This window comes from Streptomyces sp. NPDC002446, assembly GCF_053595675.1.
This window is the reverse complement of record NZ_JBSFYC010000035.1, coordinates 23,683-43,439: the sequence shown is the minus strand read 5'-3', so window position 1 is coordinate 43,439 and position 19,757 is coordinate 23,683. Positions and strand designations below refer to the sequence as shown.

Sequence of the window (19,757 nt, the reverse complement as noted above, 5' to 3'; positions counted from 1 at the left end):
GGCTCGTCATTGCTCGTGACCGCTCGCCATCGCCCGTGGTCGCTCGCATACCGTGGTGACTCCTCCAGCGTGCGAACCACGGGTACGGGTTCACTCGGCCAGCAGGACCACTCCTCGGTCCCCGTCGACGCGGACTCGTTGGCCGTCCGTGAGGCGGGTGGTCGCGTGGACCGTGGCCATGACCGCGGGGATGCCGTACTCGCGCGCGACGATCGCCGCATGGGAGGCGACGCCGCCGGTGTCGACGACCACGGCGGCCGCCCTGCGGAACAGCGGCGTCCACGCGGGACTCGTATAGCGGGCCACCAGGACCTCTCCGTTGCGCAGGCTCCCGAACTCCTCCACCCGGTGGACGACACGGACCGGGCCCTCTGCCACACCGGCGCTGCCCGGCGTTCCCCGCAGGACGATGTCTCCGCCCGCCTCGACGGTCCACCGGGCGCGCACGAGCGGCGTACCGGCGAGCTGGGCACGGCGGGCCTTGCGCCGGGTCGCGCGCTCACGCAGATCGTCGCCGAGCGGGGGCTCCGGGGGCCGGTCCGCGAGGCGCTCCAGCTCGTCTCGGCGCAGATGGAAGATGTCCTCGGAGGTGTCGAGCACTCGGGCCGCGACCAGCCTCCGGCCCATTTCGAGCAGCACCTGCCGCATCGTCGGGACCGGGAGCACGGCCAGGTAGCGCGTGTCGTCGCGCACCTGCTGAAACCACCGGGCCTGCCGCAGCAGCGCCCGCACCGCCGTGCGCAGCGAGCCCGGCGCCCGGCGGAGCAAGGGGTGGCTGAGCAGCGCCTGTTCGGCTCGCTCGGCGGGGTGCGGCCCCGTCGGCGGCGGGGGCTCGGCGGCGAGTCCCTTCAGCAGGGCCAGGACCGCGTCCGGCCGGTCACGCCAGGTCGGCTGGGTGACCAGCAGCGGTGTGGTCGTATCGCGGTGCCCGTAGTGGTCGAGGAAGGCGTCGAAGGCGGAGAGGAAGGCGGGTGCCGACCGCCCCAGGGCGGCGTGGAGCTCGTCGGCGTCGTGGCGTGCGAAGGTCGCCGCGAGTCCGGGATCCGTCCGGATCGTAGTCGCCAGGTCCTCCAATGCGCGGTTCGCGTCGGTGGTCAGGGTGTCCACTCCGGACAGCAGCGCCCCCATCAGTCGGCGTCGGCGCAGCACGGACAGGGACGCGAAGAGCCCCGCCAGCGCCAGGACCGTGCGGGGGAAGTAGCGCAGACGCAGCTCCAGCGCCGTGCCCGCGATCGCCGGCCCTTCCTTCAGCAGGGCCATCAGTTCCGGCCACGAGGAGCCGCCGAGGTCCCGTGCGCGCAGTGCCTGCGCCCGCCGCTGTACCTCGTCGACCAGCGGATCGGTGCGCCAGCGGGCGGGGTCGTAGCGGCGGGCCGCCCGTACGAAGGCCGCCGGCGCCGTCAGCACCCGCCAGGTGATCCTCGGTCGCGGCAGATCCACGCGGACCACCACACCGTCCTCCTCGACGAACACCCGGCCCAGTGGCGCAGGCGCGACGCCGGTCGAGGCGATCAGCTTCTCGATGGCGCCGAGCAGCGGAGCCGCCCATGCCGTGATGTCGATCGGGTACGGGCGGATCGGCACGACCTCCGCGACGATCGCGGCCACCATGCGTTGCAACCGCCGCACGGGCCGCCGCGCCGGTGCCGGCGGCCGCACGGGCAGCGAGGGCCACGCGGGCGCGGGCAGCGCAGTGATCGGCCGGGTCTGCAGGACGTACGCCGTACCGCCTGCCCAGGCCCATTCGATGTCCTGCGGCCGGCCGAAGTGCCGCTCGACCTCCCTGCCGATCCGTACGAGCCGCCGCACGGCGTGCGCGGGCAAGTCCGTCTCCGGGGGATGCCCGGCCACCCGCTCGGTGCCGCCGCCCGGGCGGGGCCGGACGATGACCTCGTGGCGCCCCGCCCTGCGGCCGATCACCCGCGAGCGTCGCTTGTCGACCACGATGTGCTCGGGGGTGACCAGCCCGGAGACCACGGCTTCGCCGAGCCCCGGAGTCGCATCGATGATCATCGTGTGCCGGTCGCCGGTCACGGGATCGCTGGTGAAGGCGACCCCCGCGAACTCGGCGGCCACCATGCGCTGCACGACCACTGCGATCTTCACCCGGCCGTGCTCGACGCCGTGGCTGTGCCGGTAGTCGATGGCGCGGTCGCTCCACAGCGACGCCCAGCAGCGGCGGACCGCGTCGAGCAACTCCCGCTCGCCGATGACGTGGAGAAAGGTGTCCTGCTGACCGGCGAACGTCGCCTCGGGCAGATCCTCGGCGGTGGCGCTCGACCGCACCGCGACCGCACCGCCGCCCAGCTCCCGATAGGCGGCGCGCACCGCGTCCGCCACCACGTCCGGCACCTCGGCCGCCTCGATGGCACGCCGGATGTCGCTGGCACGCCGGATGCCGATGGTATGCCGGATTGCCTCGCCGCTGCCCGGGCCGAACCGGGCGAGGTCCGGGGGCCGGTACGCCGCCGTGGTGATCACGAACCCGGGAGGCACGGGAAATCCCCCGCGCACCAGCTCCGCCAGGTTCGCGGCCTTGCCGCCCACGAGTTCCAGGTCCGTGCGTACCGGCCGACCCAGCGGGAGGACATAGTCGGTGTGATCGACGCGATCGGCGTGCCCGACATGATTGGCGTGATCGGTCGTGGTCAGCCCTCGCTTTCAACTCGACATTTCGACGTTTCGACATCTCGACGCGGCATTTCGACGCGGCATTTCGGCCAGGCGCGACGTGATCCCCTGGGCCTACGTGATCCCCTGTGTTGTGCTTCGCCACACGGCCTACCGGAAGGCTCAGGCTCCCTTCTGCTCCTCATCTTCCATGCTGGGCGCCCTCCGGCCTGCCAGCGACCTGGGCCGTCAGGACCGCGCATTCCGCCTCGCCGCCACGTCGCGGCCCCGCCCCTCGCCGTCGCGTCGGCCGTCCCGCCGCCCCGTACGGAAGGAGCCGCGCTCCACCCGGCGGGCGGCGGCATGCAACGTCGCACGCAGGACGGGGTCCGCGTACCGGCGGGCCCGATCGAGCCGACCCCTGCGCTTCAGTGCAATGGCGACGGCGAAGAGCACGAGGGCCAGCACCACCAGGCCTCCCGCGATGAGGCCAAACCAAAGGTCGTGGATCCGGATGCCCGCCGTACCAGACCGCCACCGGCACGAGAAAGTTGGTGTACCGCGTCCTCACCCGGCTCGACGAGTCCGGCACCCTGCGCCCCGGACGCGACATCGACATCGAAACCGAGCGCCTGACCTCACTCCTCGACGGCCTCTGCCTCAACGCGGTGCCGGCTGGCCGTCTGCCCTGCGGGAGCGGACGGCGGACAACTCTGGCTCCGTTCCTGGGCTCCGTACCTGGGTATCCGTACCTGACCCGCCGGACAGGTCCCTAGAGCATGCTGAGCGCCCGCATCGCTTCGCGTTCAACGCGCGAGAGCTCATGGAGGACGGAGCCGGCCTGCATGAGGTTCTTCGCGTCGCCGGATCCGCCTGCTGTCGCGATGAGTGCGGCCACCTGTGTCCAGAGGGTGGCGGCCTCGGTATACAGGGTGTGGCCAGTGCGCAGGTGGCTGCTGTCGATCAGCTGGACACACTCGGCGAGGAAGTCCCGGTAGAGATTGCGGAACAGGGCGCCGCCGGTGCCGGCCCTCTCCATGAGGACGGCCGCCCGTGGCAGGTCCTCCTGCGGATTGTCGCTGCGCTGCAGCCATTTCGGTACTTGCTTGGCGGTCTTCTCGATGCCCCGGTGGCCCAGGTTCGCGATGGGCGGGTTCAGGAAGGCGTCGGCGCAGGTCTTGATCGCGGGGATGATCCGGTCCTGCGGTGACGTCAGGCTGCTGGGCGCTGTGATGGTGAAGGAGCGGTGCTTGGCGGTCATGGGGCCGCGCTCGGCTCTGGCCCTGGCCAGGCTGGCGAGGCTGGTCGAGACGGCTCCGCCCTGCGGGTCGGTGTCCACCAGGTAGGCGTCCTGTTCGTCGTAGCCATACATGGCCACGACGTGCCCACCGAAGTGCACCTTGGTGCTGAAGTAGTCCAGGTGGTAGCTGTCGAGCTGAAGGCCGACCGGCCGACCGGCGTCGATGGGTGCCGCCACGTTCTGCCACGCCCTGCGCGGGGAGGTGGTCTCCCCGACCAGCAGCTCAACCCCGAGTACGGCGGCCAGGTTCCTGGTGAGCTCGAACGGCTTGACCCGGCCTCCCAAGAAGGGAAAGCCCATGCCTTTGCTGTCCCAGTAGACGAAGGACAGCCCGGAGCCAAGCCCGAACAGCATGGGCTCGGACAAGTCGAGTCCCTCATGCCGCAGCAGCACGCCCAGCGCCGTCGTCTCGCAGTGCTGCATACCGCGGACATCTATGTCTTTCACCATGCCCATGCCGCTCATTCTCCTCTCACCAGACGACAATGCCGCAGATGGGCGTGCCAGAACCCCACCGCGTCGTCCTAGGCATGATCCCGCCGGACGCGGGCCCGCCCCAGGCGCTCACGGCCAACCGGCCGATGATCGCCCCGCTCCTCGGCCACACCCGAGAGAGCCAAGGGAGCCCAAGGAAGCCCACAAGGGAGCCCAAGGAAGCCCGATGGATCCGCTCTCAGTGCCCTAGCCGCTCCAGGGCCGTTTCCGGGTAGCGCTCGCCCGCCACCGCCTCCTCGGGTACGGCCTGACGCAGCAGATCGCGGTCGGCCTCGGTCAGCGACAGCGCCACGGCAGCGGCGTTCTCCTGCAGGTAGCGGCGGCGCTTGGTGCCGGGGATGGGCACGATGTCCTCGCCCTGGGCGAGCAGCCAGGCCAGCGCGGCCTGGGCGGGCGAGCAGCCGATCCGCTCGGCGACTTCCCGTACGGCCTCTACGAGCGCCAGGTTGCGCTGGATGTTCTCGTCCGCGAACCGCGGCCAGCGTCGGCGGTTGTCCTGCGGTACCAGGTCGCCGCGGGAGGCTACGGCACCGGTGAGCATGCCGCGCCCGAGCGGGGAGTAGGCCACGACGGCGATGCCCAGTTCCCGGCAGGTGGCGAGCAGTTCGCCTTCCACCACGCTGCGGGTGAAGAGGGAGTACTCCACCTGGACCGCGCTGATCGGGTGGACGGCATGGGCCTTGCGCAGCGTCGCGGGGCTGACCTCGCTCAGTCCGATGTGACGTACCAGCCCGGCCTCCACCAGCTGGGACATGGCGCCGACCGTCTCCTCGACGGGCGTGGCAGGGTTGCGGCGATGCGCGTAGTAGAGGTCGATGTGCGTGGCGCCCAGGCGGCGCAGTGATGCCCGGCAGGCGACGGGAACGTAGTCGGCGGAGGTGTCGACGTCGCCGACCCGGCCCGTGGCGGCGTCATGACGGAGTCCGAACTTGGTGGCCACCACCACCCGGTCGCGCTCATGGGCGTGCCGGCGCAGCCAGCGGCCGACCAACTCCTCGTTGCTGCCCTGCCCGTAGGCGTCGGCGGTGTCCAGGAGGGTGATGCCCATTTCGAGGGCGCGGTCCAGGGTGAGCTGGGACTCCTCCTCGTCCGGGACGCCGTATGCGATCGACATGCCCATGCAGCCCAGGCCGATCGCGGACACCTCGGGGCCGTCGTCGCCCAGCTGGCGGTACTTCATCGATTCTTCCTCTCAGTGGATCGAAGCGCGGTGTAGGCACGGGCGACGTGCAGCAGCCAGTCGACTTCCTCGGTGTAGCTCCCGCCCTTGGCCGCCTCCGGGCTGAGCGCCACGGATGTCCGGACCGGCGGACGATCGTCCCGCTTCGCTCGCAGTGCCGAGGCGAGCGACTTGGCCTGCACCATGGCGTGCAGCCGGTCGCTCGTGGGCCCTGCCTCGTCGGCCGACTGCCGATCGCCGCTGTCCGCACCCGAGGGCATGTACGGCCGCAACGCGAGCAGACCGTCCTGGATCTCGATGACCATGCGGTAGAGGCGGTAGCTGATGTCGCCGGGCAGGAAGCGGGCGAGGCGGCCGGCGTGGTCCGGATTGAGCGCGATGTCCGGCACGGCCTCGTACAGCGCCCGCCACAGCGGATGCAGCCGCTGATAGGTGACGAAGTTGCGGGCCAGCCGCCGCCATTCGGAGACCGTCGGCCCCCAGGAAGGCATGGTGAGTCCGGCTACCAGGAAGAAGATGCCGGTCCCGTTGGCCACCGGCGTCAGCAGTTCCCATTCCAGGGGGTCCAGTCCGCTCTGCACGGCGATCAGCGAGAGCAGGCGGTTGAGGCAGTAGACGAGGCATGCGCTCGCGCCGATCGCCGTGCAGTACAGGCCCCTTCGCAGCCACTGCCGTCCGGCTACCCGCCCGTAGCGGCGGCACAGTCGGATGATCTCGATCATTCCGGCGCCGAACGCGCTGACGTAGAGCAGCAGATAGGCGGCGACCAGCGGACGGTGCGCGTTCTGCAGCAGATAGTGCGCGCTGCGCTGTCCCGAACCCGCTCCCGTCGCCGACCACATGGCAAGCATGGCGACGCCGCACAGGGCGGCGACGAGCAGCCGGATGAGGGCGTGCCGCCGGGCGGCCTCGGGCGGGTACACCCAATGGACGATCGCCGCCAGGAAAGCGGCGCTGGACGCGACACCGCCGAAGAGATGGATCCCGAGCGCCCCGATATCGGCCACTCCAAGTCTCGCGTCCACGGCCTGCGAGACGGAAGGCGTGGAGAGCGTGAAGGAGATGCCCTTGCAGAAGAACGCGACGAGCAGCGCGCGCAGCGCCGGATCGTTTCTCTGGTGGCGCAGGTCGCGCAGCTTGTAGAGCAGAGCGAGTGCGCACAGGACGGCGCATGCCGGGAAGACGACGGCCTTCACCCCGTTCATGAGCCTTCCCCTAAGACCGCGGAGTGACGGTTCCCTTCACCACACCTACTGGGCATGAGAACCCGGCCCAGGATTGAGCGAGTTCTCGATACGCGCGACGGTCTCGGCATCGGCGGACGGAACACTCCACACCGACTCCACCGGAGGCCGGGTGACGCGTTCGAGGATGAGGGAGGCGACGATCTCCGCCTCCTGCTCCTCCGCGGTGGAATAGCTGGTGCGCGCCAGCATCTCCCGCACCCGCTCTGGATCCAGATTAGGCATCAGATCGCGCATCACCGCGGCGTTGAATTCGGCGGAGTCGCCGTGGCTGCACAGCATGTGGGCGAGCTCATGCGCGATGATGTGGTCCCGGTGCAGACGACTGGTGTCCGCCTCGACCACGATGACGTCGACGGTGTCCGTCGCAAGCCACATACCGCAGGGAGTCTCCGCGCCGAGCTGAAGCGGTACGAGCTGGATCGGGCGGCCTCTGTCCGAGCTGAGTTGTTCCATCAGTGTGGCGATATCGCACCCGTCGGGCAGGTCGAGGCGTGCCAGTACGGCATCCGAAGCCCGTCGCAGGTGCTTGAGTTGCTTCTTGCGGGGCTGCTTGTGAGCCCTGGAGTTCAAGGCCACGGCCGATGCCTACTCCTTCCTTCGCTGATCTCCCCGTATCGCCAAGAAAGACATGTCCCCCACACGCCCCACAGGAGCCATGACCGCTGCGACATGCGTTCGCGCTTGACGCCGCCGGTCCATTGCTCGCCGTAGGCCGATGGTAACCGCCCCCATAAGCGATCACCGACCGAGGGACCCCGCCTAACTCCCCCGCGATGCCATGCACCTGGCAACCTCCGCGGGCGATCTCCGCGTACGGCTCCGGGGCGTCGCCCTGCGGTCACCTTCACGGCTTCGGAATCGGCTTCGGAATCGGCTTCGGAATCGGCTTCTGCATCCGCTTCGTCTTCGGCTTCAGGTTCGGCTTCAAGCTTCGGCTTCCGGGGAGGGGCGGGGCGGTTGTGCCACCAGCGCGCAGTTGGGTGCTTTCGTGCGCTGCTGCAGCGTGCGGGACCGGGTACGCCGCTCACACCGTCCCCGCCCCCTCCCCCGACGCCGCTGCCGCTGCAGCGGGGCATGAGCCATCCGGCCCGTTCCGGTTTATAGGGCGGATGGTGCTATACGGCCTGTGCCTGGCAACGGCTGACGCCACGAGGTAGAACGCGGGCGACGCCTGAATGCATCACGACCGGCCGCCGAACTGCCAGTTGTGGACCTCGATGTCGGTGTACCGGTCATGGGTCAGGACAGCGCGTGCCGTGTCCGGGGCCGGCGCTCGGACCAGGGCGGCGGTACCCAGCCAAGTGGCACCGTCGTCGGACAACAGCGGCCCGTACGCGATCAACTCGTCCTGGTCCACGGGCGGCAGGGCGAGGTCGGCCGCCTGTCCCTCGCCGAAGCCGAGCACCAGGTAACGGTTGCCGTCCATCCGACCACCGGGAAATTCCCACATGGTGCGGCCCAGCATGTTGCGCCACCGGCGCAGCACCACGTCCCGGTACACGCCAGCCTGGTAGCCGGGCTCGTCAAAGGCGAACGCGCGGGCGGCGGAGGGATCGGGCAAGTCGACGATGTGGACGCTGCCGGTCGGCACATCGCCGACGAGCGTCGGGCCACGGGCGATCATCTCCATCGCGTACCGGTCCATGTAGGACCAGTGCTCTTCCAACAGCTCATTGCGCAGTGCCAAGGAGCCTGAACGATCGCGGTGGTAACAGAAGAACTCCATGACCGCAGTCTTACCAGGAGGCGCAGCCCGGCCCAGTGGTTTATGTTCGACCGCTGCCCCGGACAGCCCCGCCCCCGCCCCCGCCCCGCCCCGCCCCCACCGCGTATCCCTGAGGCCTCAGGGAGTTTGCGCAAGGCTCTGTTCTGTGGCTACTCGCCGTTCCTACGCAGACGGAGGCGCCTGAATCGTTCCTAGCGGCCGTGCTGGCTGTGCTAACCGCGCTGGCCGAATTCAAGGGCAACCGCAAGCTGTCGGTGAGCCCGCCGGGCCTGACGGTCCGACCTCAGCCGTTGAAGGCGGCGAGGGCGAGACGCTGGGCGATGGTGGACGCGGCACCACTGCTGGACGACGCCGTCCCTACCCCGTAGGCGCCGTGCCGGTTCAGGTCGGGAGAGGCGAAGACCCCGCTTATGTAGCCGAGGTCACTGCCCGTCTTGCCCCACAGCACCGAGCTGTCGGGCAGCGGCAGGGACATCAGGCCGATGCTGTAGCAGGCAGACCCCTTGTCGGGACCTATGTTGCAGTTGGAGCCGTCTGCGTACGGAAGCAGCTTGCCGTCCGAGTCCCGGGGCAGCGCGCGCAGCTGGGCGGCCTGCGCAGGGCGCAGCAGGCGGCCGTCGAACAGGCCGGTAATGAAGCGGCTGAGGTCGGCGGTTGTCGAGATCATGCTGGAGGGGTTGCCGCCCTGCTCATTGACGTCGACCAGCTCGCCCTTGCCGTTGGGCACATAACCCGGCAGATACGGGCGAGGTATTCGAGCGTTGTGGGCCGGCGCGAAGGTGTCGTTCATCTTCAGCGGGGTCAGGACACGAGCGGTGATCTCTCGCTTGAGAGAGTGGCCGGTGACCTCCTCGATGAGCTTCCCGGCGACGCGGTAGCCGAAGGAGTTGTACTCCTGCTTGGCGCCGGGCGTGAACCGCGGACCGGGCCAGGGCCTGCCCTCGGGCCGGAGCGTCTGCTGGATCACCTGGTCAAAGGTGTAGTAGTCGAAGCGGTTGTTGATGATCTCGTCCTGGGACGGCACGGGTGCGCCCTCGAAGTCCTGGGGCAGCCCGCTGGTGTGGTTGAGCAGCTGCCGCACGGTGATGGGCTGGAATGTGTCCGGCAGCAGACCCGGCAGGTAGTGCTGCACCGTCCGGTCGAGGTCCACCCGGCCCTCGGCCGAAAGCTGCAGCAGCACGACTGCTTCAAATGACTTGGCGATGCTGCCGATCCGGTAGTGGGCCTTGTCCTTGACCCGCTTGCCGGTGACAACGTCTCCCGATGCCCCCTGCCACGTCTGCCCGCCCTTGCTCACCCGTGCCACGGCACCGGCTGCGCCCTCACCCGGGTGCACCGCGATCGCCTCCTGCAACGCGCGGGGGTCCAGGTCCGTAGCTGCCTTGCCCATAGATGCATTCGCCGCCTGCGCGGGGGCGACCGCGCCGAACGCCACGGTGCAGGCCGTCAAGGCGGCCACGGCAAGTCTCGCGGAACGGCGGTGCATGCGATCTCCAGTCAGGGAGGAACAGGGTGAGGAACCGGGATGGTGTCTCAGGAACTGATAACGATCCTCACACCCCAAGATCGTCGGGTCATCCGGGGCATCCCTGTGCGGCCCCTGAGAGGACCCTGACGAGGCATCAGGGGGCCGTAAACCAGGGCCAAAGATGCCGCTCCTCTCCCCCCGGCCATGCCCGTCGCCCCAGAACTGCCGTGCATCGGCCGCACCGGGGCGGCGGTCAACTCTCAGCCGTCTTCCCGCAAATCCGTCGTCGACAGGCGCTTCAGGCCGGAGTCGTTCATCACGACGGCGAGGCACTTGCCGCGCACCTCGCCCGCCAGCAGCTTGAGCTCCGCCGCAACATTCCGCCCGGCCAGGCTCGCCGCGCCGACGAGCTCCGCGAGGCAGCAGCGGATCGCGGGATCATGTTCCTGGAGCGTCTTCGTCGCGCTGGCATAAGCGCCGCCGGAGCCCAAGAAGTCCACGAAATCCGCGAAGTCCACGAATCCGTCGACGCGCCCTTCCGACGGCTGCCAGATTTCCCGGCCGGTCCCGGACTAGGGCGTGTCTCTTCGATCAAGTGATTCGTCGGGGGACCAGCATGCGACGGGTGCTGACGCGCTGACCATGCAGATCGATTCGGCGGCCGACGGCAGTGGCCCATCACGGGAGTTGGCGGACACGAAATTCCGTCGAACGCGGAGTCGATCTTTGAGAAGGTCGTGAGTGTCCCGGATCTACTGTGAAAGGAAGCCCGTGTCTCGTGCCGTCACGTTGATTCGCTCTGCGTCCCTGTCCGATGCTGCCGAGTACGCCTACGCGGCCACGGCCCCGGCCCAGTCGCGGCTGATCTTCCTGGCCGGAGCATGTCCGCTGAATGAGGACGGCTCCACCGCGGCAATCGGAGACGTCGCGGGGCAGGCAGCCAAGGCCGTGGAGAATATGCAGATCGCTCTGGCAGACTCCGGCGCGTCACTCCACGATGTCATCAGCACCCGCGTTCTCGTTGCCTCCCACCGGCGGGAGGACCTGGTGACGGCGTGGGGGGTTGTCCGGACTGCGTTCGGCGACCACGACGTGCCCAGCACATTGATGGGTGTCACCGTACTCGGCTACGACGGCCAGCTCGTAGAGATCGAAGCCATCGCCGCCGTGCTCGATTCCTGAGCCGGCGGACCATCCCGCAAGGGCGACCAACCGCCTTGCCCGCGTTCTGGCTCCGATCACGACCGGAGCCAAAGGAGGAGGGCGGCAGCGGCGACGGTGCCGAGATAGACATACCCGCGCTTGTCGTAGCGGGTGGCGACGGCCCTGAACTGCTTGAGCTTTCCGATGGCCCGCTCCACCGTGTTGCGATCTTTGTAGCGGTCCTTGTTGAAGCCCGGGTGCCGTCCGCCGTGCGACCCCCGGCGCAGGCGGGCGGCCGTGTGATCTTTCTTCTCCGGGATCACGTGCCGGATGCCGCGCTTGCGGAGGTAGGCGCGGATCTTGCGGTTGCTGTACGCCTTGTCGGCGCCCACGCTGTCCGGGGTGCGGCGGGGACGCCCAAGCTGTCTTCCACGGACCGAAGCGTTCGGGCAGTTCACGCCACTGCACCCCGGTGCTGAGTCGGTGAATGATTCCGTTCATCACCTGCCGGTGGTCCCGCCACCGGCCGCACCGATTGTTGCTCACTGGCAGCAGCGGCTCCAGCACGGCCCACTCGTCGTCAGTCAGATCCCCCTGCTGAGCATGCCCAGAACAACGAACTACTTGATCGAAGAGACACGGCCTAGTGCGCGCGCCAGTTGCCCCCACGATGGAACTGCTCTGCCCGGGAAGCACCGCGTTCCCGCGAGATCTCCGCTGCCCGCGCATCGACGAGCTCCAGATCAGCCCGGACACCTCGCCCGGGACGGGGCCCGGGGATTGGCCGACCAGCACCACCTCGGCACCCAACGCCGCCATCATACGGGCCCGTTCCGTCGAATTCCCCTTGGATATGACGGCGATGAACGGATTGCCGCGGACCGCGCAGAAAATCGTGAACAGGGTCCACCGTCCCTGAGGAAACCTTCCATGCGTTCGATGATCATGGCGGGTTTCCTCAGGGGTGGTGGGCCCTTGGCCCGAATTAGCCGACGCTGAAATCAGCTCCCCTACGCTGGTGCCCGCATCCAGATGGAGGAGGCATCCATGAGTGCAGTGCGTCGTACGACGTCCGTATTAGTCGGTGGGTTTGCCGCGTTACTGGTCGCAGGAGCGGCTGTCGAACCCGCCGCGGCCGCCGCCCCGGTTCGTCAGCCGCCCGCCCGCTCATCGTCAGCGGCCAACTCGTTCCTTCTGTACAACGTCGAGCGCAATTTCTCGGACACGTGGGACGGTCGTGCGCTGTTCCGCCTGACCTCAAGTGCGGCACGTACCGGAGAGGGCAGTTACTTCCTCTGTGTGCCTGCCACCGAGACCACCCACCGCATCCCCGGTATCGGTCAGGAAGTTCCCTCGGACTGGCGCGCCGTGCTGTTCACCTTGCCGGATTCCGCGCCCCGTGTGGAGGTCCGCTTCGGGGATATCGAGAACCCCGGGGCAGCTGAGCTGGTGGCCTGGGTCGAGGAACTCCCCGCGGACCGAGGCGCTCCGGTCGAAGGATGACGGCTGACGGCTGAAAGCTGGCGACTGAAAGCTGACATCTGTCAGCTGACGAGCGTTTTCCGCCTCGGTGGCCCCTCGGCCCCGGGGCGGAAAAGTTGGCAATACTTCAGCAATTGATTTCCCGCGCCCCCGGTCCCCGGGAAATTCAAGGACCCGTCGACAGACATTCAAGAACCCGCAGACATTCAAGAATCGGCAGACATTCGACAATCTGCTGAATGGCCGACCCCTGCACTTCTTCAAAAGTTGCCCCCCGCGGCGACCAGTGCCAGTAGCTCTCCCTCCGCGGGCCCCACCGCGGGCCCCTGAGGGCAGGGAAAGGCCGTCCCGGAGGTACGCAGTTCGATGGCGGCCGTTCGTCGGTGCTCGGCGTCACGCCTCGGCGTCATGCGAGGCCCGCCCACGCGTCAGCTCCGAACGTGCCCTTCACGTCGGAGGCGACGGTGGTGGCGTCCACCTTGGCTTGCAGGGCGTACACGGTGGTCTTCCGTGCGCCCCGGACGCTGAGGTGGACTGGGCTGTCGCCTGGGTGATCCGCAAGGATGCGTTTCAGTTCTCTGACGGTCTGTTCGGTGATCCGGTGGGAGGGGAGGGCAAGCCGCACCGGGGGTTTCCCGCCGTGCTCGGCGGAGGACACGTCCAGTACCGCGAGTTCCCTGCCGAAGATGTTCACGGTTCCGTCCCGGTCTTCGATCTTTCCCCTGACGGAGATGACGTTGTCTTCGGCCAGCGCGTGCTGCACAAGCTGGTAGGCGGCGGGAAAGAAGAGCACCTCGATGGCGGCATCACGGTCCGCGAGGTTCACGATGGCCCAGGCGTTGCCCTGCTTGGTCATCTTGAGCTGGATGCCGGTGATCAGCCCGGAGAGCCGGACATCCCCGTTGGTGCGGCCGGATGCGAGCAGTTCGGCGATGGAACAGTCCCGGGCGCCGGAGAGGATGTGCTCGGCTCCGTCCAGCGGGTGGGCGGAGACGTAAAGGCCGAGCATTTCGCGTTCGGTCGCCAGGAGCTCTCTGCGGGGCCACTCTGCGTCGTCGATGGGGAAGTCGAGGCCGAAGGCCGGTCCGCTGCTTCCTTCGTCGCTCAGATCGGCGAAGAGATCGTCTTGCCCGAAGCTCGCTGCTTTCTTCACGGGGATGATCGCGTCGATGGCGTCCTCGTGAATGGCGGTGAGGCCCTTGCGTGAATGTTTCAGGGAGTCGAAGGTGCCGGCTTTGATCAGGGACTCCACGGCCCTTTTGTTCAGTGCGGGCAGGTCGGCCTTGTCGAGGAAGTCGGAGAAGGAACTGAATTTCCCCTTCCGGCGGCGCGCGTCGATGATGGCCCCGATGACGTTGTCGCCGACGTTGCGTACGGACCTCAGCCCGAAGCGTACGTCGTCGCCGACGGCGGTGAACTCGGCGACGGACTCGTTCACGTCGGGCTGTAGGACTCGGACGCCGTTCTTGCGGGCGTCGGCGAGATAGACAGCGGCCTTGTCCTTGTCGTCGCCGACCGAGGTGAGCAGGGCGGCCATGTATTCGGCCGGGTAGTTGGCCTTGAGGTAGGCGGTCCAGTACGAGACGAGGCCATAGCCGGCGGTGTGGGACTTGTTGAACGCGTAGCCGGAGAACGGGAGCATGACGTCCCACAGGGCCTTGATGGCTTCCTCGCTGAATCCGTTGCCGCGCATGCCGTCGTGGAACTTGTCCCACTCCGCGGCCAGCACCTCCGGTTTCTTCTTGCCCATCGCACGGCGCAGCAGGTCGGCGCCGCCGAGGGTGTACCCGGCCAGTTCCCGGGCGATCCCCATGATCTGCTCCTGGTAGACGAGCAGATGGAAGGTGTTCCCGAGGATCGGCTCCAGGGCGTCGCGCAGCTCGGGGTGGATCGGGGTGATCTCCTGGCGGCCGGTCTTGCGGTGTGCGTAGTTGGTGTGCGCGTTGGCCGCCATGGGGCCGGGCCGGTAGAGGGCGTTGACCGCGGCGATGTCCTCGAACCGGGTGGGTTCCATCTGCTTCAGCAGTACGCGCATGCCGCCGCCGTCGAGCTGGAAGACACCAAATGTGTTGCCCTCGGCCAGCAGCCGGTATGTCTTGGCGTCGTCGAGAGGGATCACGACGGTGGACGGGTCGCCGTCCTGGGGGTCTACGGTGGCCAGGCTGATGCCCCGGTTCTCGCGGATGTTCTCGATGGCCTGGTCGATGACGCCCAGGTTCCGCAGGCCCAGGAAGTCCATCTTGATCAGGCCCATGTCCTCGCAGGACGGGTAGTCGAAGCCGGTGATCTTCACGCCGTCCGAGGCACGCATGTGCAGCGGGATCCGGTCGGTGAGCCTTGTCTTGGAAAGGATCACCGCCGCGGCATGCACGCCGGTGCCGCGGGTGAGGCCCTCCACCCCGCGGGCGGTGTCGATGACCCGCTTCACATCCCTCTCGTTGTCATACATCTGCCGGACCTCGCCGGCCTCGGCATACCGCTCGTGGGAGGGGTCGAAGATGGCAGCCAGCGGGGCGGGCTTGCCGTTCTGGTCCGGCGGGAGCGCCTTGGTGATCCGCTCGCCGTGGGCGTAGGGGTAGCCGAGGATGCGTGAGGAGTCCTTGATCGCGTTCTTGGCCTTGATCTTGCCGAACGTGTTCACCATGGCGGTGTACTCCCCGCCGTACTTCTCGGTGACGTAGTGGACCATCCGGTCGCGCTGGCGGTCGTCGAAGTCGAGGTCGACGTCCGGCGGGTTGATGCGTTCGGGGTTCAGAAACCGCTCGAAGAGAAGGCCGTGCTCCAGGGGGCACAGCTCGGTGATGCGGGTGGCGTAGGCGACGATCGAGCCGGTGCACGAACCCCGGCCCGGACCGAGGGAGATCCTGTTGTCCCGGGCGTGGCGGCAGATGTCCGCTACGACGAGGAAGTAGGAGCTGAATCCCATGGGGCCGATGACCGTCATCTCGGTTTCGAAGCGGTCCATGACGTGCTGGGGAATCGGGTCCCCGTAGCGCATCGCCAGGCCCTTGAGGGTTTCCTTGCGCAGCCACGACTCCTGGGTCTCACCTTGGGGCACGTCCGGGAACTGCGGCATCTCGTCGACGTAGTCGAAGACCTCGTCGTAGGACTCGATGCGCTCGGCGATCAGCAGGGTGTTGTCGCAGGCTTCCGGAAGTTCCGAGAACAGGCTGCGCATCTCGGCGGCTGTCTTGAGGTAGTAGCCGGAGCCGTTGAAGCGGAAGCGGCCCGGGTCGTCCTTGTTCTTGCCGACACCGATGCACAGCAGGCTGTCGTGAGCGTCGGCCTGGTCCTCGGTGACGTAGTGAGCGTCGTTGGTGGCCAGGAGGGGGATGTTCAGTTCCTTGGCCAGGCGCAGCAGGCCTGCACGGACCTCACGCTCGATGTCCAGGCCGTGGTCCATCAGCTCCAGGAAGTAGTTCTCACGGCCGAAGATCTCCTGGTAGGCCGCGGCGGCGGCCTTCGCCCCGTCATACTGGTTCAGCCGCAGGCGGGTCTGGATCTCGCCGGAGGGGCAGCCGGTGGTGGCGATGACGCCGTCCGGCCGTTCGGCGATCAACTCCCGGTCCATGCGCGGCTTTCCGGCAGGGAACTGACCCTCATAGCTGGCCTGCGTGCTGAGCCAGAACAGGTTCCGCAGTCCCTGGCTGTTGCGCGCCCACATGGTCAGGTGAGTGAAGCGGCCGCCACCGGAGACGTCCTTCGACCCCTCACCGTCCGCGCTCGTGGCGCGGCGGCCTCCCGGCCCCCAGAACTCCTGCTTCCGGACGAAGCGAGAGGAAGGCGCCACGTACGCCTCGATGCCGATGATCGGTTTGATCCCCTCGAAGCCCTTCGCGACCTGCGCGAACTCATAGGCTCCGAACATGTTGCCGTGATCGCTCATGGCGATCGCGGGCATCTCTTGCCGAGCCACCTCACCGAACATCGGCTTCAGCTTCTGCGCGCCGTCCAGCATTGAGTATTCGGTGTGATTGTGCAGGTGGACGAAGGAATCCGGCATGTGTGAGTCACCTCCGGGGTGAGTGGGAAGCCCCATCCCGTCCCGAGACGCGATGGTGGCCTTGTCGGTGGCCGACCGCACCGGCATCGGCAGATGGCCGGACGACTCGACCCGTCGCGGTGCGGTCACGCCGGCGGGCGGCCAATGGGTCGCACCGCCCGTGTACGCGATCAGTCCGAGCCTTGAAGCGCAGGCCCGGCGGACACCCCCCGGCCTCCGGGCAGGGGTCCTCCTGCCGGACTGCCGGACTGCCGGACTGCCGGCAAAACCGCAGGTTGACCACAGACATCAAAGCGAGCGTGGCGCACTGGAATCAAACAACCATTTGGCCGGGCAGACTCAACGATTGGTTGTCTGCCTAGGATGGTCGGCGTGGACCTCACTGCCGTGCGCACCTTTGTCACCGCCGTGGACGCGGGACAGTTCCAAGAAGCCGCCGCCAACCTGTCGATCACCCCACAAGCCGTCTCCAAGCGCATCGCTGTGCTGGAGAAGGACCTCGGTGTGCCGCTGTTCAGCCGTACGGCCCGCGGAGCCCGGCTCACCATCGACGGGCAGGCGTTCCTGCCTTACGCCCGGGCTCTCCTCCAAGCCGAGGAACGGGCAGCCGCTTCCGTGCGGCCGGGGCGCCGGGCGTTGCGTGTCGACGTGATCGGCCGCCGGCTCTCAGTGGCAGGTCTGCTGCGCGACTTCCACCGCGCGTATCCCGAGACCGATCTCGATGTCGTGACCCTGCTCGACTCCGACACGGCCATCGCCGCCGTCCGGTCCGGGACGATCGACGCCACCTTTCGCGCCGTCACCATGCCGGGCCGGCACCTCCCCGACGGCATCGAGGCCACTCCGGTCTTCGACGAACCGCTCCATCTGTTCACCGGACCGGCCCACGAGTTCGCCGCCGCCCGCGCGATCGCTCCTGCCCAGCTCGCCGGGCGCCGGATCTGGATGCCCGGCAACCTCCCCGGCACCGAGTGGGCCGCCTACTACGAGGAACTCGCCGCCACGTTCGGTCTCACCATCGAATCGACCGGCCCGAACTTCGGTATCGAGCCCCTCCTCGACACGATCGCAGACTCCTCGACACTGGCGACCTTCGTCAGCGAGCAGACCCCGCTGGTCTGGCCTGCTGGCCACGACCTGCGGCGCATCCCCCTGCACGACCCCACCCCGGTCTACCCGCACTCACTGATCTGGCGCGCCGACAACCCGCACCCCGCCCTCACCGCACTGCGCAACCACCTCACGTCTGCCTACCCCGGCCGCCCCGACAGCGGGATCTGGACACCGAAGTGGGTTCAGCGCGCGTAGAGCCAGCAACCAGCAACCAGCAACCAGCAACCAGCAACCAGCAACCAGCAACCAGCGCATGACCTCGTACGGGATGTCCAGGTTCCGCCCTTGGGGATCGAAACACACCGTCGGCACGCGCGCCGGGTCCTCGTCGGGGACGGCCGCGGTCACGAGGGCCCGTTGATCCGGGACGAGGTGCGGTTCCAGGTACCAGGCGTCGTCAGGGACGGAGTACATCGCGGTGATCGCGTAATCCGTGCCACTCGTGCCAGCCTGAGACCGGCAGCCTGATCGCACTCGGTTGCCGTGCGCGGAATTCAGCCCGAGATCGCTGCGCGGGTGATGAGGGCTACGTTGCCCAGGGCGTATATCACTGCCGTGATAGCCACCCAGCGGCGTTCGTCGTTGGGTGGCACGTCGATGTGTCGGGACATCGTCCAGGTGATGACGTTGATTCCGATCATGATGATGGTGAATACGAGGCCGAGCATGTGGATTTTGTCGGTGAGGGTCAGGGCCGTCTCGGAACCGATCGTCGCTGACGACTGCTGCATGTTCAGCACGATCGCGAACAGCACCGCCCCCAGAAGCCCCAGCCGGCCGAGCATGACCTCGACGCAGTCCAATGCCGGAATGAAGATCATCAACGTGATCAGCGAGGCCACATATACCGGGCCGGTCAGTTTGACGAAGCTGTTGTATTCGGTGCGGGCCAGGTCGATCTGTATCTGGAGCCGGTCATAGGTGCTGCCGTGATGTGGTGCGAGTGCCGGGTCTCCGAATGTCGTGCGGTAGATATGACGGCTCTTGGTGAGGCGGAATGATGTGGCATTCCATTCGCCTGGAATCGCGTCGGGTGCGTACGTGCTGTTGTCGTGGTCGGGCGTGTACCGGGAGTCGTAGATGTCGTCGGCTGGTTCCATGGCGATCACCAGCCGGTGCCGGTCGAAGGGGAAGGAACGGGCGTCCCAATCGACGCGGAAACTGCCTGTCACCTTCATGTACGTATAGGAATGGCGTGCCGTTCGCTCGGAGGCCTTCAGGCTCTTGGTGATCTCATTGGCGTTGGTGAACTCCATGAGTTTCATGGGGTCTTGTCTTTGGTCGGGACACACGCCCCACACCCAAAGGTCGGCGCGGAAGGAACCGGCCGTTGGACGGATGTCGTGTACGGCCATCACATAGGCGCCCACTTTGCAGGTGACCCAGCTGCCCGCCTGGGGCGTCGACTTCGGCGCCATGCGTGGCGGTTCGGGCAGGCGAGGGATGTGTTGCCACGCAGGCAGGCGAGGGGGCTGGCCTCGCGCAGGTTGGGGAAGGGTCCGTTGCCGTGCAGGCAGGTTCGTGGTGTGCAGGTGTTCCGGCGCCGGGGTAGCGGAGGCCGGGCTCGCCCATAGCCCGGCGGTAACGGCCACCGCGGCCAGGCGAAGTACGACCGCGAGCCGCCGCGCCCGGCAGTCGGCGCCGTTCGCCTCCCGCCGGCCTCGTGCGGGACGTGCCATGCGCCGGTCCCCTCCTGTCTTTCCTCGGGTGCGGTTGATCGGCTGGGAAGGAGGGTTTCCGGGAAGAGGGTTTTCCGGGAAGGTCGGCCGGCGTCATGCATTCCCCGGTCCGACGGGGGAAATTCGGGGGATTCAGGCCCGTGTGCCTCCGCGGCCGGTCCGGGGTGGCTCCGGTTGCGCGACGGTGCACCGTGCACGCCCGTCACGCCCGTGCATGCCCGTCACACCCGTGCACACCCATCACGCCCGTCACGCCCGTGAACTCCGCGACGTGGCCGGGAACGTCGCCCACCTACGCCATCGCGCCGACG

14 protein-coding genes and 1 pseudogene are annotated in these 19,757 nt (G+C 67.9%); 3 read left to right on the top strand and 12 right to left on the bottom strand.

Going from position 1 to position 19,757, the window contains the following annotated elements:
- Nucleotides 1-90: 90 nt before the first annotated feature.
- The 9 genes from ACWD6P_RS20800 to ACWD6P_RS20760 all read right to left on the bottom strand — a co-directional run bounded on the left by ACWD6P_RS20800 (nt 91) and on the right by ACWD6P_RS20760 (nt 10,544).
- Nucleotides 91-2,547, bottom strand: coding sequence for a PEP/pyruvate-binding domain-containing protein (locus ACWD6P_RS20800; RefSeq protein WP_451445599.1), 2,457 nt, complete (start codon nt 2,545-2,547; stop codon nt 91-93).
- 312 nt (nt 2,548-2,859) lie between these two features.
- Nucleotides 2,860-3,081, bottom strand: a complete 222-nt coding sequence (locus ACWD6P_RS20795; protein WP_451445598.1) for a hypothetical protein — start codon at nt 3,079-3,081, stop codon at nt 2,860-2,862.
- A 301-nt stretch (nt 3,082-3,382) separates the two neighbouring features.
- Nucleotides 3,383-4,366 (bottom strand): BtrH N-terminal domain-containing protein, encoded by a 984-nt coding sequence (locus ACWD6P_RS20790; RefSeq protein WP_451445597.1) that lies wholly within the window; start codon nt 4,364-4,366, stop codon nt 3,383-3,385.
- Nucleotides 4,367-4,583: 217 nt separating this feature from the next.
- Nucleotides 4,584-5,585: an aldo/keto reductase gene (locus ACWD6P_RS20785; RefSeq protein WP_451445596.1), complete on the bottom strand. Its 1,002-nt coding sequence runs from the start codon at nt 5,583-5,585 to the stop codon at nt 4,584-4,586.
- Nucleotides 5,582-6,790, bottom strand: a complete 1,209-nt coding sequence (locus ACWD6P_RS20780; RefSeq protein ID WP_451445595.1) for an MAB_1171c family putative transporter — start codon at nt 6,788-6,790, stop codon at nt 5,582-5,584. Before ACWD6P_RS20780 ends, ACWD6P_RS20785 begins: the two co-directional genes overlap by 4 nt.
- Nucleotides 6,791-6,835: 45 nt before the next feature.
- Entirely contained in the window at nt 6,836-7,408 is a 573-nt protein-coding gene (locus ACWD6P_RS20775) for a toxin (protein ID WP_451445594.1), read from the bottom strand.
- 604 nt (nt 7,409-8,012) lie between these two features.
- Nucleotides 8,013-8,558 (bottom strand): YciI family protein, encoded by a 546-nt coding sequence (locus ACWD6P_RS20770; RefSeq protein ID WP_451445593.1) that lies wholly within the window; start codon nt 8,556-8,558, stop codon nt 8,013-8,015.
- Nucleotides 8,559-8,841: 283 nt separating this feature from the next.
- Nucleotides 8,842-10,017, bottom strand: a complete 1,176-nt coding sequence (locus tag ACWD6P_RS20765; protein ID WP_451445592.1) for a serine hydrolase domain-containing protein — start codon at nt 10,015-10,017, stop codon at nt 8,842-8,844.
- Nucleotides 10,018-10,286: 269 nt separating this feature from the next.
- Nucleotides 10,287-10,544 carry a hypothetical protein gene (locus ACWD6P_RS20760; RefSeq protein ID WP_451445591.1) on the bottom strand — a complete coding sequence of 86 codons (258 nt, stop codon included), beginning with the start codon at nt 10,542-10,544 and terminating at the stop codon, nt 10,287-10,289.
- Between the two features lie 253 nt (nt 10,545-10,797).
- Between ACWD6P_RS20760 and ACWD6P_RS20755 the strand changes: the two genes are divergently transcribed.
- Nucleotides 10,798-11,208 carry a RidA family protein gene (locus ACWD6P_RS20755; protein WP_451445590.1) on the top strand — a complete coding sequence of 137 codons (411 nt, stop codon included), beginning with the start codon at nt 10,798-10,800 and terminating at the stop codon, nt 11,206-11,208.
- Between the two features lie 56 nt (nt 11,209-11,264).
- Here the strand turns inward: ACWD6P_RS20755 and ACWD6P_RS20750 are convergent.
- A pseudogene (locus tag ACWD6P_RS20750) lies at nt 11,265-11,757 on the bottom strand (transposase).
- Between the two features lie 459 nt (nt 11,758-12,216).
- Here ACWD6P_RS20750 and ACWD6P_RS20745 point away from each other — a divergent pair.
- Complete coding sequence (locus tag ACWD6P_RS20745) at nt 12,217-12,672, top strand: hypothetical protein (RefSeq protein ID WP_451445589.1); 456 nt, start codon at nt 12,217-12,219, stop codon at nt 12,670-12,672.
- A gap of 385 nt (nt 12,673-13,057) precedes the next feature.
- On the opposite strand, the gene dnaE is transcribed toward ACWD6P_RS20745, so the two are convergent.
- Nucleotides 13,058-16,654: a DNA polymerase III subunit alpha gene (gene dnaE / locus ACWD6P_RS20740; RefSeq protein WP_451445588.1), complete on the bottom strand. Its 3,597-nt coding sequence runs from the start codon at nt 16,652-16,654 to the stop codon at nt 13,058-13,060.
- Nucleotides 16,655-17,026: 372 nt separating this feature from the next.
- Here dnaE and ACWD6P_RS20735 point away from each other — a divergent pair, with 372 nt between their 5' ends.
- The gene (locus ACWD6P_RS20735; RefSeq protein WP_451445587.1) at nt 17,027-17,962 is read left to right on the top strand and encodes a LysR family transcriptional regulator; all 936 of its coding nucleotides are present in this window, start codon (nt 17,027-17,029) and stop codon (nt 17,960-17,962) included.
- Between the two features lie 299 nt (nt 17,963-18,261).
- On the opposite strand, the gene ACWD6P_RS20730 is transcribed toward ACWD6P_RS20735, so the two are convergent.
- Complete coding sequence (locus ACWD6P_RS20730; RefSeq protein WP_451445586.1) at nt 18,262-19,446, bottom strand: hypothetical protein; 1,185 nt, start codon at nt 19,444-19,446, stop codon at nt 18,262-18,264.
- Nucleotides 19,447-19,757: the final 311 nt, after the last annotated feature.